Raw genomic sequence first — 15,476 nt, forward strand, 5'->3', positions numbered from 1 at the left:
CCCGGGGTCCGCCCGGGGCGGGTGCCGGCCGCCGGGAGGTCCGCCCGGCGGGCGCGGGGGCCGGATGCCGGGGGGGTCGGCCGCTGTGCGCCCCGGTGGGGACTGCTGCAGGGGGCTGCGGTGGATGTCAGCGGGGGGCCTGGTCGGGTGGCGGGGTGAGGGGTTGGTCCAGTTGGAGCATTCCGGCACGCAGGACGGGCGGGGTCCCGGGGAGGTGGGCCGTGGTGTCGGCCGGTGCGGTGGGGTAGGTGGTCCAGGTGAGCGGGGGGTTCTGGGCCGGGGCGGTGGTGGGCTGGGCCCAGCTCCAGTTCTGGGTCTTGTCGATGGGCCGGGGCAGGACGACTGCGCCGGTCTGCGGGCCGGCGTCGCTGGGCGGCTGTTCCGGGGCGAGCAGCGGGTCGGCGCGGAAGGGGATGTTCATGCGCTGGAGGGCGGCCTGGATGAGGTCGGCGGGGATCTGGAAGGCGGTGGTGGGGAGGATGCCGGTGGTGACGTGGACGGGGTTGCGGGGGTCTGTGAGGAGGGTGAGGTTGAGGCCGGTGGTGGTGGGGTCGGCCGTGAGGGTGGGCCAGTTGCCGGTGATGGGGGTGAGATAGCCGGTGGGGGCGGTGAGGTAGTCGGTGAACAGGGTGGTGTAGGTGTCGTCGCGGTAGTAGCCGACGAGTCCGTCGGTTGGCCGGTCGTCGCGGCCGAGACGGATGTTCCACGGGTAGGTGGTGAATTCGGGGGTGGCGGGGGTGAAGGCGTACTGCCAGCCGGGGTCGGTGACCGGTGGGCCGTCGAGTTCTATGGTGAGACGGGAGCGCAGCAGGGCGAGGGGGCGTCCGATGAGTGTGGCCAGCCGTTGGTCGTCGGTGCCGCCGGTGGGATTGATGACGGCGAGCGCGGTGTCGATCACTGTGCGCAGGTCGGTGAAGGCGGCGGGGTCGGGGCCGGTGAGCGGGGCGAGCACGTTGTGGAGGTGGGGGTGGTCGGTGGCGAGGCTGTCGAGGGTGGGGTAGGGGGTGTAGGGCAGGGGGGTCCAGGTGACTCCGGCGGAGGTGGTGAGGAGTTCGCCGAGTGCGTCGCCGGCGGGGCTGTAGATCATGAGGGCGCGGTCGGCGTAGTTGGAGATCACCCAGCCGATGAGGAGGGTGTCGTCGCCGGTGGGTTCGGCGGCCGTGGCACGGGCGGTGTGGGCGGTGCCGGTGCCGGTGTCGGCGGTGAGGCGGGCGGGCTGGAGGAGCCGGGGCGAGAGCTGGACCATCAGGGCGGGCGGGACCCCGTCGACGGCTGAGGCGGTGGCGGTGAGGTCCGGGGCGGTGGTGAAGGTGGCGCCGCTGGTGGCGGGGGTGAGGTCGAGGACGCGGCCGAAGCGGTCGATGATCTGGAGGCCGGTGAGGGTGAACTGGCCGGAGCGGAGCTGCTGGAACCCTGAGGGCGACCAGCCGGTGAAGGGTTCGGGGAGCGGGCCGGGGTTGAGGCCGTAGTGGTAGCCCTGGCCGATGAGGGGGGCGAGGGCGGGCGGCGGGTTGGTGCCGGGCTGGGGGACGCGGAGGGCGAACTGTTCGGTGAGGCCGTCCATGGTCTGGGAGAGGAGGTCGCCCTCGGTTGCCTGGGCCGCGAGCCGGGTGAGGGCGGTTGCGGTGTCGGGGTCGGTGGTGCGGTCGGCGTAGGCGGTGAGCTGGTGGGCGAGGGTGGAGGTGAGCTGGGGGGTGAGGATGCTGCGGCCGAGGTAGGTGCGGGGGGCAGTGGCGGCGCCGGTGCCGTTCCACTGGTAGTCGGTCCCGTTGAAGGTCCAGTCGGGGGTGGTGCCGGTGGTGAAGGGGATGGCGTAGTAGTCGGCCTTCCACATCAGATACAGGGGTGTCCAGGGCTGGGACCAGACAGTGGTGCCGTACGGGGGCGGGGCGCCGTCGGCGGAGTCGTAGAGGGCGTTGTCGGCGGGGTCCGCCATGGCGGTGGCGAGGTCGTCGATGGTGGCGGAGTCGGTCCAGCCCTGGGTGGCGGCGATCGAGGTGGCGTTGAAGCCGTCGAGGAAGAAGAACTCGTCGACAAGGGAGGGGAGTTCGGGGGGAAGGCCGCTGGAGCTGTTGGGGATGGCGGGGATCACCGCGGCGACATCGGCGGCGGTGATGGACTGTTCCCGGAAGGTGATGCCGGTGATCAGCTGGTCGGGGAAGCGGCAGGGCAGGGTGGTGGTGCCGGTCAGGGGTGCCGGGGGCTGGGTGCCCTGGGCGCCGCGGGTGAGGATGACGGGGTCGCCGCTCTGGTAGGAGGCCGTGCGCCCGGCGCGGGAGAGGGTGAGCTGCATCTGGTCGAGGCCGTAGTGCCGGTTGGCGGTGGTGATGGCGGCGGCGAGTTCTTCGGGGGTGTCACCGGTGGGGATGCTCGCCTTGAGGGTGCTGGCCGTGTCGGTCTGGGCGGAGACCTGCTGGGCGAGGGAGCCGTCGGCGGTGGGGTCGAGCTGGTAGCGGAACTGTTCGCGCCGGTACTGCGGCGGGAGCAGCGGCAGGGTGCTCATCCACCAGGTGCAGTACAGCCGCCACTGGAGGGCTGACAGGGTGGTGACGGCGAGGTCGTACTGGGCCTGGGCGGTGTTGAGTTCGCTCAGGGCCTCGGTGATGACGGCCGGGTCGGGGGCCACGGGTGGTGGTGGGGTGGTGGCCGGATCGTGGTTGACGGTCCACAGATTGCCGGACCAGGACTGGCTGAACGCGGCTTCGTGGAGGGTGTCGGTGACCTCGCCGTGGCCGCCGGGGGTGTCGAGGGCCGGCAGGAGGCCGCGCAGCAGGGCCCGTACGGCGAGGGGGTCGGCGGGGGGCGGGGCGAGGGCGGCGAGGGCGTCGTCGCTGCTGGTGCCGATGGCGATGTCGACCGCGTCCGGGGCGGGTCTGGGTGAGGCGGGGGCGGGTCCGGTGCTGTTCCAGGCCAGGTCGAGGACCATGCCCTGGTAGAGGGAGCGGGTGGTGGTGCCGGTGGTGGTGCCGGTGGTGGTGGTGCTCCAGCCGAGTGAGGCGAGGATTTCGGCGAAGGAGGTGCCGGGGGTGACGGCGAGGATGTCCTGGGCGGGGTCTGAGTACCAGCCGGTGACGAGATAGCTGAGGGTTTCCTGTTCCTGGAGGCCGTCGAGGGGGTCGTGGAGGGAGAAGACGTTCTCGTTGTAGGGCTGGTAGACGGAGAAGGTGTCAATGCCGGGACCGAGGACGGTCAGATACAGGGGGCCGCGTCCGGTGGGTTCGCTCCAGGAGCCGTCGGCGAGGTTCACCTTGCGTCCGGCGCGGGTGACGGTCATGGCCGCGCCGGGTTCGGCGGGGGGTTGCAGAAAGGGGCTGGTGCCGTTCTGACGGTCGAGGTAGTCGCTGTCGACGACCCAGGCGTCGGCGCTGCGGCCGGTGGCGGGGCCGCTGTAGCGGACGACGAGCCAGCGGTTGGGGACGAGGGGCAGGGCGGTGGTTCCGGTGAGGGTGTCGTAGGTGCCGTGCCGCAGGGCCTGCGGCATGCGCCACTGGAGGTAGGCGCCGTTGTTGCCGGTGGTGGTGGCGAAGTCGGGATCGGTGCCGGAGAACGGGCGCGGTTCGGGGGACACATTGAGGCCGAGGGCGTAGAAGTTCAGCTTCCAGCGCGCGAACTCGTGCGGTGCGGTGCGTACGGCGTCGTTGATGACGAGGGCGTCCACCTCGACGGGGACGACGAGGGCGGGGTCGGAGTCGGCGGCGGGGCTGCTGGCGGCCATGGGCTTCCTTACGCGGAGGCGGGCGGCCGGAAGGACTGCCGCAGGGGGGTTTGGACCATTTCGATGGCGAAGCCCGCCGGGGTGAGGCCCTCGGCGGGCAGATGACCGTCCAGTCCCTGGGTCAGGGCGGGAAGCAGCGGGGTGCCGCAGGTGGTGTCGGTCAGGTTCAGGACGCGGGCGGTGTTCCCCTCGGGCGCGGGCCGCAGATAGGCGGTGAAGCCGGGTCCGCCGGACAGGCCGGTGCCGAGTGCCTGGCCGATGTCGCCGGTCAGGGCCCGCAGTTCGATGAGGCCGTCCCCGTCGGTACCTTCCTCGATGCCGAAGGCGAGGCCGTGGTAGGGCTCGGCGAGGGTGACGGTGTCGGGGACGCCGTCGAAGACGCAGAACAGGATCTGGGGGTCCAGCAGCGCGCGCCGCAGCAGGGGCAGGGGGCTGCCCGCGGCGGTGGCCCGGACGTCGAGGTCGGGCCAGCCGGAGATCAGGGCTGAGCGGATCAGCAGGCCGCCGCGGAGCGGGGGGACGGGGACGGTGGTGGCGATGACGGCGGAGAGTTCCTGGTCGAGGCTGTGGGCGGTGGCGATGCTGAGGGCTCCGTCGCTCAGGCCGATGATCCAGGTGGGGTCGACATAGCAGAAGCGGAGGGTTTCGGGCGGGAGGAGGTCGGGGTGGCCGATCAGGGAGGTGAAGGGGACGGTGGCCAGGGTGTGGAGGCGGGTGAGCCAGTCGGGTACGCCGGGTTCGGCGGCGGCGAGTTCGGCGGCGAGCGCTTCGCGGACCGCCGGGACGCCGGTGAGGGCGTGGAGCGTGGCGGCGAGTGCCGCGCCGGCCGGGTGCCCCGGAGCGCTTCCCGGTGGGCTCGTCAGCGGGGGCGGCGTGTCCGGGGCGGGCGTGTCCGGGGCGGGCGGGCGGACGAGGGAGCGGAGCCAGGCTTCTCCTCCGCCGGAGGCGGCGAGGGTGTCGAAGGCGTGCCGGGCGGGCTGGGACTGGAGCAGGGTGGTGAGGCAGGCCGGGGTGAGCCGGTCGGCGGTCAGGCCGGTCGCGGCCATGCGCTGGGCCAGGGTGGTGAGCCAGGTGCGGGCGGTGCGGCGCAGCCGGGTCAGGGCGGTGCGGAATTCGGTGTCGGCGAGTGCGGTGAGGCGGCCGAGGGTGAAGGCGGCGGCGACGCCGGTGTCGTAGACGCCCCACTGTTCGTCGTAGACGAGGGCTCGGTCGGCGGACGGCAGGGGTGTGCCGGTCAGGTCAGCGGGCCAGGGCGCGGGCGGGACGGGGGTCAGCGGGCCGCGGTACCAGGCGAAGGTGGTCTCCCCGGTGCCCGTGGTGTAAGGCAGGGGGACATGGCCGGCGTTGAGGCGGTCGGTCGCGGCGCTGGTCGCGTCGTCGGGGGCGGGTGGTGCCGTGGTGGGGGTCAGCCTCAGCAGCAGGGCGTCCGGGTCGTCGAGGCCGGGGGCGACGAGTGCGGCCATGAGGTCGGCGAAGCTCTCCCCGGGGCCGGTCTGTGAGGTGAAGGACCAGGTCCACAGGGATACCGCGCGGACATCGCGTCCGGGCGGGGTGCCGCCGGGGAGAGCGGCGGTGAGCCCCTCCACGGAGATCAGGTGGACGGTGCAGCGTCCCGTCCCGGACGGGGGGAGGCGGTTGCCGACCACCACCGCGTAGGAGCCCGCCGCCGTCTCCTCGCCCCGGGGGGCCGCGGGAGCGGGGGCGATCTCGCGGGCGTGGGCGAGGGCGGGGAGTTCGTCGGCGCGGGGCAGGACGCGGGTGAAGGTCTGCGCCGGGATGCGGATCGTGGCGCAGGAGCTCTGGAGGATGTCCGCAGGGACGGTGGCGGTGTCGATGGCGGGGACCTGGACATCGCCTTCGGCTCCGGCCAGCAGGTACTGGACCGTCATGGTGTCGACCGCGCCGCGGGCCAGCGGGTCGTTGGGGAGTTCGTGCTCGGCGAAGACGGCGACGGCCAGCCACGGCATTCCCGCCGCCCCTGATCCGCTGGGCCGCGCCCAGGGCAGGAATGGGACGGTGAGGGTGATGTGGGGCAGTACGGAGGTGTAGTCGCCGGTGCTGCCGTCCGCGGGGAACACGGCGCGGACATCGGCGGGGTCGAGGGCGAACTGCGGGGCCCGTACCTCGATGTCCTGGGCGGCGGTGAGCGCGTCGCTGTCGTTGACGCCGGACAGGACCTGGCTGACGCCGATGCTGTAGGTGCCCGGGGCCAGGTCCGGCACCTGGTTGTCGTGGAAGGCGATGGTCAGGCTGTCTGCGGTGTCACCGGTCGGATCGGGCATGCGGGTGTCCTCCGCGTCGGTCGGGTTGCCTTCCCGGGCCCCCAGGGGCTGGTCGCGAGCGGCAGGGTCAGGGGGCCGGCAGGAGCAGGGGGTCGTCCAGGAGGACGGCCCCGGTCTCGGCCGCATAGGTGTCCAGGGTGCCGTCGGCACCCGGGCCGGGGCTCCGGCCCAGTGCGCCGAGCGCGTCGTAGAGGCTGGTGCGGGCGGTGACGGCGGTGCCGGCCGCGATCTCGGTGCCGATGAGTGCGGCGGTGCCCGGGGTGTCCACCGGTGAGGGCTCGGGTGCGGGCGCGCCGGGGGTCAGCGGGCAGGCGGCTTCCGGTTCGAGATCGGTGGCGGCGAGCAGGCTCTCGGCCACCGGGCCGGGAGAGAAGCCCGGTACCGGCGGCGGAACCGTGATTTCCAGTCCGGTCGTCCGGGCCAGCAGTTGCTGGCCCGGATCGGGGACCTGCGGCGGGCCGGGCGGGCCCCACAGAGCGGCCGGCACGCTCCCGGAGACGGCCGACACCTGCCAGGAGGACACGTCCGGGGTCTGTCCCCCGGTCGTGACGGTGACGGTCTGGGTGGAGGCGATGGCACTGAGGCCCATGGGACGCACATCGACCGGTTCCCCCGTGGCCGCGGTGGCCCCGCAGAACACCGCCGTCGTCACCGGGGCCGCCGACTGAGTGGTGAAGGTGAAGCCCGCCGGGCTCACCCGCCAGGCGCTCACGGTGTCCGCGTCGGCGGGCAGCAGCCCCGCCACCGGCGTGAGTGCCACCGGCGACGGCGGCAGCAGGGCGAGGAACGCGGCCCAGTCGACAGGGGGCGGCGGAGCGGCCTTCGCCGCGCCGAAGGACACGGTGAACGACAGGAACCACAGATGCACCGTCACTGTTCCGCCGGTCGGCGGGCCGAACAGGTGCACCTCCGCCCCCAGCTCGACCTTCAGGGTGGTGTGGATGAACCACCAGTCGATCCGGTACGACACCCCGACGGTGACGCCGACCGCGACATCGAAGGCGAACGGGGCCCACTGGAGCAGCAGGTCAGCGTGGGCCGTGAACCAGGCGCGCAGCCCGCCGGTGTGGAACACCACATCGAGTGCCCCGCCCGCCATGACCGCGCCGGGGGTGAGGGCCGCGTACGCCTTTCCCGACACCGTCACCGTCGAGTCGACGGTCCAGGAGAACCCGACCCGGGGCAGCACCGGATACCAGGCGGGCACCCGGAACGCCGGATGGTAGCCACCGGCGGTCATCACGAAGTCTCCCGCGTGTCCGCTGCCGTCGAACCACAGGAAGAAGGCGAATCCGCCGCTGAGCACACAGGCCCGGTCGATCAGGAAGGAGTCGGGGGTCAGATCGGCGCTGATCGCCAGCCGTGCCTGGGACTGGCGGTACACGGCCTCCAGTTGCAGACCGACCTTCGCGTACGCCTGGTCGACGGCCGCGTTCTGCGGGAACGTGGCCTCTCCGAGGCCCAGCAGCGCCAGGGTGAACTCGTCCCCGAACTCCAGCAGGACCAGTGCCCGGGAGCGGATCCACTGGAACGAGGTGAAGTCGGCGCCCGCCGCCAGCCAGATCTCACCGGGCCGGGGCGTGATCCAGGGGTCGCTGCCCTGGATGAGGGAGGTGAGGACGGACAGGGGGGTTCCGCCGGACGTGCTCCACACCTCGGGGTTGAGCAGGGGGAAGTCCGCGACCTCGGTCCGGTCCGGGACCCGTACGGCTCCGTTCATCCCGAATCCGGCGGCGAACCCGGTCAGGACGAACGGTGCCGGCCCGACCGCCGCCACCGAGGCCCGGGCGAAGACGAACAGCAGGGGCGAGCCCGCCACGGGGTGCTCGTACATGCCCACCGCGCGGGCCGAGAAGCGGCGGGTGGACAGGGCCAGCGCGCCGCCGACCGACAGGTCGTATCCGTCGTCCGGGGTCATGGTCACCAGTGCGCCGCCGATCTCGACCGGCGGGCGGCGGAAGTCGACACCCAGGCCGTCCAGCCGGAACGAGGGCACCACCGTGTCGCTGGTCAGCGGGAAGCCGATGCCGAGCCCCTGCACCGCCACGGCCAGCCCGTCGACCCGCAGGACGCCGTCGATCAGCACCCACACGTCCGGATCGGCGTATCCCAGCCCCAGCCGCTGCACCGAGATCGGTCCGAAACTCCGCTGGATGGGCACCCACAGCACCAGCGGGACCGCTGTCCCTGCCACCGCGCCCGGGACCGGGTCGGCGGGGGGCTCGGTGTCACCGGTGGTGAACGCGGCCACCATCGCGGGCTGCGGGGTGCCCGCCACGGTGTAGAACACGGACACCACCAGCCCGGCGGGCAGTTCCTGAGCGGGGAACAGCGGCCACTGTGAGCCGAACGCACTGATCATCGAGTTGAAGCCGCTGATCTGATCGGCGGTCAGATCCTGTGCGGCGGCGACCGTCTGCACTCCGGTGAGGCCCAGATCGGCCGAGTCGGGGATCAGCCCCGCCAGCAGCGGCAGATCCGACAGCCGTACGGAGACGGTCGCGTTTATCAGCCCCGCGTACGCGAACGAGCCGTCCGTGCCCCGGGCGGCGGTGAACACGGCCTGCACGCTCTGGGTCGCCCCTGTCACCACCAGCAGACCCCGCGCGCTGTCATAGGCGCAGCCGATCTGGGTGAGGACCGGGACGAACGCCTCCGGTATCCCGGACAGGTCCAGGCCGAACACCTTCGCCAGGTCGGCGAAGGACACCCCGGGGTCGGCCTCGGCGGACGCGGTGAAAACCGTCGAGGTGGCATCCTGGGCGAAGGCGACCGTGAAGTTCAGCACGCTCTCCTGCCCTGTCACCGATGACGTGTACGGCAGGGTGAGCACGCCGGTGAACGAGGGGTCGTAGCCGTCGGCTTCGTTGTGGTCCAGTGCGGCGGTCACGGTGAGCCCGGCTGTCACTCCGGCCAGCGGGAAGGCTCCGGAGACGGCGAACTCGAAGTGCTCCCCCTCCGAGTCGAAGGCCAGGGCGAGCCCCCGCAGCGTCAGGCTCGCCACCGGGGCGGGTACCTGAGCGCTGAAGACATCGGCCAGGACGGTGTCGAAGTCGCTGATCGAGAGCGTGTATCCGGGGATCAGTTCCCCGCTGAACTGCCAGCTCTGCCCGGCCGTGTAGAGCGCGGAGAGGCGGACGGCGGCCTTTCCGATCATCCACAGGGTGAGGACGTCGACCTGGTCGGGGGGTGCGTCGGTGCCCGCGGCCTCGATCTGGACCGCGTTCAGGGAGAACGACGGGATGATCTGCCAGGCGCCGGTCAGGTCGATCTGCATGCCGTAGCCGCGTGTGGGCACATCGAGCCAGCACGCCAGCTCCTTGATCTCCAGGTCGGGCAGTCCGGCACCGGCCAGGCCCAGGGCCTCCCAGATCGCCGACAGCCTGATGGTGTCGGCCAGCCGGATGTCCATGGACTGCACGGAGGCCACCGTGCCGTTCCGGGCGAGCTGCAGACCGGCGTTCCACCGGGCGCCGCCCAGGGTCATGCCCGTCACCAGCGCGGTGTCCACATCCGTTCCGCGTACGGAGTAGCGGGCGCGGATGTCGTTCAGCTCGAACAGCCCCGGGATCAGGGTGAGGGAGTCCGCAATGCGGACCTCGGACCAGGACACCGTGATGCTGCCCGGGGCGGCGGGGGCCAGGGTGTAGGCGAGGTCCGTCAGCGCCAGTGGGAGGACGGGGGTGATCCCGGGGGTCCCGAAGGCGGATTCGGGCGGTCTGGGAGTGATCTCCGGCAGGTCGCTGGTGTTTGGCAGGGTGATCCCGGGTGCCCCGTCGGCGATCAGCTGCACCCCCGCCGACACGCCCGCGCTGCCCGGCACCGGGAACCCGCGCAGATACAGCAGGTGGGAGGGGTCCCAACTCACCGCGAGCCAGGCGCCGATGCCCGCGTTGCCCGTGCCCTCGATGCCGCCCCAGATGGGTTCGATCGACAGGGCGAGGGCCAGGCCGGTGATGTCCGGCTGCCAGTCGTGCAGGAATGTCAGATCCGCTCCGTCCCAGGCCGCCGGGAGCACCCAGCCCGTCAGCCCGGCGTCGGCGCGGAAGCCGGTGACATCGACGCCGGAGGGGTCGGCGAAGAACTCCACCGTCCCGGTGCGGGACGCGTCCGCGAAGACGATCGAGCCGGAGAAGGAGAGCGCCGTCGTGTCGATGTCCTGGACGTCGGTGACTGTCAGTGTGCCGCTGCCCAGATATGCGGTGAACAGATCGACAGCGGGCGGAAGGTCCAGTTCCGAAGCGGAGAGGGTGAATTCCCCGCCCGGCGGCGGGAACTTCTCGCGCAGGGCGTCAACCGTCAGTGCCACAGCCGTACACTCCTCGCGTCCGGGTGGATCAGGGGTTGCCGGTCTGGGTCAGGGTGTATTTCCCCGTGCCGTCGAAGCTGAGCACCACATGGCTTCCCGGCCAGGCGGGCGGTGTCTTCTTGGGCACCGGGGCCGAACCCGGGTCCCTGAACGCCGTCGTATAGAGGTCGCCCGAGTAACCGGGGACGATCTCGTACAGGTTGTAGTCGGCGGCGAGAGGTGCCTCGGAGCTGCCCGCGGGGCCTGACTTCTTCGGACGGTCGTACTGCATGTAGTCATGGGCCGGCGCCTGACCCAAAGTGACCGACGCCGTGCTCAGAATGGAGTCCAGCGTCGTTTTGTCGGGAAGGCCGTGCGAGGAGTTCGTCGCGCTGACGATGAGCCCGGTGGGACCGATGGTCTTGATCCAGTCCGAGCCGGAGGAAGTGGGACTGCCGTGATGGCCGACCTTGAGCCATTTCCCGGCGGCGGCGGTGGGGAACATCCAGGTGTTGCCCTGCGCTCGCGCCAGGATCTCCCGTTCCGTCTCCGTGGTCGCGTCACCGGTCAGATAGACGCAGTGGTTCAGTGAGGGGTTCGCCGGGTCGGTCTGGAGCAGCAGGACAAGACTGCGGCCGTTCCTGTCGAGCGCGGTCGGGCCCTTCAACGTGCCATTGGCCTTCCGCTTGTTCGAGGACTGCACGGGGTTGCCACGCTCGTTGACACCGAGCAGGGAGACGGTGGCCGTGCCCACCGTGATGGTGTTCTGCCGTGTCGTACCCGGCAGGAACGTGGCGCCGGTCCCGGCCCGTACCCGCTGGTCGAGGAAGGCTCCGGTGTTTGGGCCGTATTCGAAGCTCTCGCCGCCGTACCAGACCTGGTTGATCTGGATGGTGGGGACGATCGGCGGGGAATCGACGAAGGCTTCCTCCTCCAGGACCTCGGTGGGAGGCCTGAGGGCGAGCAGCTTGTACAGCTGGTTGTAGTGATCGACATGCCCATGGGTGAGAAAGAGATGGTCCAGCACATAGGGGCCGCCGGTACCACCGCTCGCCTTGTCGAGATACTCCTGAAAGACCTTCAGGACCTCCGGATATGTTTCCGCCGAGCCTTTTGTCGATCCGTAGTCGATGAGGATCAGTTTTCTGGTGGCCGGGCTCGCCTGATCGTCGAGGTAGACCAGGATTCCGTCACCCTGGCCGACATTCATGAAGACAACATCGACGAGCACACTCCCCACCCCTCCACGAAAGATGGCCGCAGCGCAGGGTCTGCCGGGCCCGGCTGTCCCCCAGTGTTCTCGCGAGCACCTGGCACGTCGGCATTCCCCTGTCCGGCGCGCACGCCCCGCCCGGACACGAGTACACCCGGGCGGATGCCACGATGAAATACCGCTGACGCTCTGAACAATCCCGCGCGCGGGAAAAATGGGAAGCCAGGACCTCGAAGGTCCCGCCCGAGGAATTCCGCTCGGGACGAGGCCTCTGACTGCACTTGACAAGGCTGCGAGGCCCAGCCCTGTCAGGATGTGGGACTCAGTACGCGCGCTGTATATGACGGATGCCTGTGCGAAGGTATCAAACCGGCGATGGGCAGGGCTGTCAATGGGACCAGTCCAGCCCCGTCCCCGGGGTCGGGAACGCATGGTGCACCCGGCCACTCTTGAGGTGGCCGAAGAGGCGGACAGACCCGGCCCGTCGGTATGCGTTCCCGCCCGGACGCGAGTGTGCCGGGGCCAGGTCCTGAGCCCCCGGGGCGTCCGACCGAGCCGCTGCAGTGGGCCCGTCTGCCTGTTCCCAGGAGGAGGTACACCCCGGCCCGGGCCACCCACCCGTGAGAGGAGGAAGGATCACCGTGACCCCCTACACGGCCGCCCGGCTCCGGGGCGGTCAGGACCGTCCAGTGCGACACCCCCGCCGTCCGGGCCTGGGGCCGCGCCGCCACCGAGCGGCTGGCCCGGACCGCCGCCGAACACGGGGACGCGGGGACGGGCCTGCGCGCCGAACACCACCAGTACACGCGTGAACCCGCCCGCCATCCCGAGCACGGCACAGACACCTTGCCGGTCGTCGCCGTCCATATCCCGGCGGGCTGCTGTCGGCCGACCCGGGGACGCCCGCGCGTATCTCCTCCTCGACGGGGCGCTGCGTCTGGTCACCGAGGACCACAGCGCACCCCTCGTCCACAACGCGTCTTCCTCAACTGCACCAGCAGCGCGCTGCGGACCTGAGGCGACGGCGCCCAGAAGGCACCGCCTGCCCGGGCCGAGAGAACAAAACCCGGTGGCCCGGGACATGAGCACGGCCCCGCTCACCTCCGAGGTGGAAACCCAGATCTGAAATCGGGTGACGGGGACTTCGGCCACCGGCTCATCCGGACCAGGTATTGATCAGAAACCCAAGGGGTTCTCGCCCAAGGCGTAGCGGACGTGGGGACCGGCGAAGTAGCCACGGACGATGTGGGGCTGACGCTGGCGCCTGTGGAAGAATCTGCGGGTTTCGGCGGCGAGTTCGGTCTGGTTCCTGGCCCTGTGGGTGTGGGGCAGGCTGCGTTTGAGGTCGGCGTTGACCAGCTCGTCCGGGTTCAGTTCGGGTGAGTACGAGGGCAGGAAGTGCAGCTCGATCTCGTTCTTGTGGCCGTCGAGCCAGGCCCGGACGGTCTTCGAGCGGTGGGCCGGGTGCCGGTCGACGACCAGGTGGACCTTCCGCAGGTGGACCTTCCGGTCGAAGTGCCCGACGATCCGGGCAAGGAAGCGGCACATGACCTTCGCGTCGAACGTCTCGGTGAAGACCATGAAGTGCATCCGGCCACGAGTGCTGATCGCGGACATCGCGTTCACGGAGAAGCGGTTCCCGGTGCGGAGGACGACGGGAGTCGCGCCTTTGGCGCCCCAGGTGCGGCCGGTGACCTGGTCCGATCGGACCCCGACCCGGTCGCCGAAGAGAACCTCGGCGTTCTCCGCCTTCGCCTCGGCCCGAATCGCCGGCCAGGTCTCCTCGTGCCAGACACGGACCGCTTCCACGTCCTGCTCGACCGCCCGTTTGTCCGGACGCTGGAAGGTCGGCCCCCAACGCTTGAGGTACTTGCCCACCCCGGGCTCGGTGAAGCGGATCCGGTACAGCTTGAAGACCAGCTCGCCTATCTGCCCCGTGTCCACAACTGACCGGAAAGTCCCAGCCCGGAGGGGATGTGATCGAGGACGGCCTGCCGGACCGCGGCCTGTTCGGCCTCCGACAGGACCTGATGCCCACCCGCACGGCGGCCTCGCGGGCGCGACAGCAATGCGTCCCGTCCGCCTGTCTGCCACTTGCCCCACCAGTTGTCCACAGCCCTGACCGACACCTTGAACAGGGCGGCAACCTCCATCCGGTCCCGCCCCTCCACCAGCGCCGACACCGCCAGCAACCGCACAGCCTCCTGCGCATCCGGCGACCAGGCCCGCGCGTCCCCCACCAGATCACTCACACCCCATCAACGAGCCTGAACTCAAAGCATTTCGGATCAATAACGCTCCGCAGTGAACGCGCGCTTGCTGGCCGCGGTCCCCATCGTGGCCGATGGGGCGCCGGTGGAGTGGGGACCTGCATCCGTGCGGCGTGCCGCGGTTTCCCACGAAATCCGGTGGAGCCTCAGCGGCCGGAAGTGGTTGGGTCCTGCTCAATGCTTCGCTGATACGGCCCGGCACAGTGCGAGGCGCAAGGTCAGTATCGCAGGCGCGGTCTAGCCCGAGTGTCGTCGAGTGATGGAGGTTATCGCGGTGGCTGGTTATGGGGCGCTTTCTGACGTATACGAGTGGCTGATCGGGGACGACAGGTTGACCCCCGCCAAGGCAGCCGCGGTTTACTACAGCGATGTCGTGGGCTCTCTGCCGCCCAACGCGCGCGTCCTCGACTGTGCGTGTGGAACCGGTCAGCTCGCCGTTGGTCTCGCGAGTCTTGGCCTTGACGTGGTCGCCGCAGACGCCAGCAGTGGGATGGTTCGCCGGGCCGAGAAGGCCGCCGACGAGCAGGGTGTCTCGCTTCGAGCCCTCCGCGCGAGCTGGGACGAGTTGCCCGACCACCTGGAGGAGTCCACGTTCGATCTGGTGTTCTGCGTCGGCAACTCGCTCGGGCACGCCAAGGGCGCAGCCGGGCGTCTGACCGCACTGGAAGCGATGTCGCGGCTGCTGAATCCGGGCGGACGCCTTGTGCTCCACTCGCGCAACTGGGAGCTCGTGCGCTCCGCCAGCTCACGGGTAGACGTCCGTGATCGACTCATCCGCCGCAACGACCGCGATGCGGTCGTCAGCTACTACTGGCAGATCGAGCAGCGCTGGGAGCAGGAACACTTTCTCGAGATCGTGGTCGCCCAGATCGAGCCGGATGGGGCAGTGCGAGCCTGCTCGGAGCGGTTGTCCATCTGGCCCTACCGGTACGAGGACCTCGTGGCGCAGTTGCGGTGCGTCGGGCTCACGGTGCAGTCCACCACCTACGACCCCGAGAGCGATGGATACCTGGTGGTCGCCAGCCGCGACCAGGCGCAAGGCACGTCTGAGCCGACGCGCTGATCCGCCTGGCGTCGTTGTCGTTGCCGACCTGCCAGCTCGCGACCGCCTGCAGCGCTTCGCGAAGTGTTGAGAGCTTGAAGCTGTTGCTGCGGGCGCGGTCCTCACCCTGCATCTGACCTGGTCAAGCTGAGGCTGGAAACAGCTCACGATCTCCCTCACCGTCAGCTCACTTCAGTAGCTGGGAAATTACGTGAACTTCCGCCTGGGGAATTTCGCGATCGTCCACACCCGCGGCTTTCTTGCCGGTCGCGGAGCCCTGGCCCTCTGATCCGGTACCGGAGCTGCTCACACGTGCCTACGCGGTATCGGTCAGGGCCGGAGGGACTATCTCCTCCCGGGTTCTCAGTGCACATCTGAACCAGGGCAAGCAGATTCACACGAATGCCTCGTTGATGGGTCAGGAGCTGGTCGGGCTGCTGCGGGAAGCCGGCGTCGGCCGGCCTCACCACGGAAGGGTCCCGAACCCCTCCGGTGGTGCGGTGGTCATGGGTTTCACTGCCGGGACTCCGGGCCGCGCGATCACCGCGTATGAAGCCCGCGCGGTCCTGCCCGTGTCTCGTGAAGCGGAACCGGGCGCGGTCTGATCACACCGGCGTCCCGGCCGTACGCGGGGGCGGCCCGTTCACCGCCGACGACCGGACGATG

At 70.5% G+C, this 15,476-nt stretch carries 7 protein-coding genes; 1 reads left to right on the forward strand and 6 read right to left on the reverse strand.

Going from position 1 to position 15,476, the window contains the following annotated elements; translation table 11 throughout:
• Positions 1 to 127 precede the first annotated feature (127 nt).
• The 6 genes from CRV15_RS37510 to CRV15_RS37955 all read right to left on the reverse strand — a co-directional run bounded on the left by CRV15_RS37510 (position 128) and on the right by CRV15_RS37955 (position 13,750).
• Positions 128 to 3,715, reverse strand: a complete 3,588-nt coding sequence (locus tag CRV15_RS37510) for a hypothetical protein (RefSeq protein ID WP_003962951.1) — start codon at positions 3,713 to 3,715, stop codon at positions 128 to 130.
• Between the two features lie 8 nt (positions 3,716 to 3,723).
• Positions 3,724 to 5,997, reverse strand: coding sequence for a hypothetical protein (locus tag CRV15_RS28840; protein ID WP_003962952.1), 2,274 nt, complete (start codon positions 5,995 to 5,997; stop codon positions 3,724 to 3,726).
• Between the two features lie 67 nt (positions 5,998 to 6,064).
• Positions 6,065 to 10,306, reverse strand: a complete 4,242-nt coding sequence (locus CRV15_RS28845; RefSeq protein ID WP_003955436.1) for a DUF6603 domain-containing protein — start codon at positions 10,304 to 10,306, stop codon at positions 6,065 to 6,067.
• Positions 10,307 to 10,334: 28 nt separating this feature from the next.
• A complete protein-coding gene (locus CRV15_RS28850) occupies positions 10,335 to 11,516 on the reverse strand; it encodes a ComEC/Rec2 family competence protein (protein ID WP_009998938.1) in 1,182 nt (393 codons plus the stop codon).
• Positions 11,517 to 12,674: 1,158 nt separating this feature from the next.
• Positions 12,675 to 13,442 (reverse strand): IS630 family transposase, encoded by a 768-nt coding sequence (locus CRV15_RS28855; RefSeq protein WP_003955439.1) that lies wholly within the window; start codon positions 13,440 to 13,442, stop codon positions 12,675 to 12,677.
• Complete coding sequence (locus CRV15_RS37955; protein WP_003955440.1) at positions 13,424 to 13,750, reverse strand: helix-turn-helix domain-containing protein; 327 nt, start codon at positions 13,748 to 13,750, stop codon at positions 13,424 to 13,426. Before CRV15_RS37955 ends, CRV15_RS28855 begins: the two co-directional genes overlap by 19 nt.
• Before the next feature lie 277 nt (positions 13,751 to 14,027).
• Here CRV15_RS37955 and CRV15_RS28870 point away from each other — a divergent pair, with 277 nt between their 5' ends.
• Entirely contained in the window at positions 14,028 to 14,831 is an 804-nt protein-coding gene (locus CRV15_RS28870) for a class I SAM-dependent methyltransferase (protein WP_003962953.1), read from the forward strand.
• The last annotated feature ends 645 nt before the right edge of the window (positions 14,832 to 15,476 follow it).

It is taken from the genome of Streptomyces clavuligerus (assembly GCF_005519465.1).
GTDB lineage: Bacteria > Actinomycetota > Actinomycetes > Streptomycetales > Streptomycetaceae > Streptomyces > Streptomyces clavuligerus.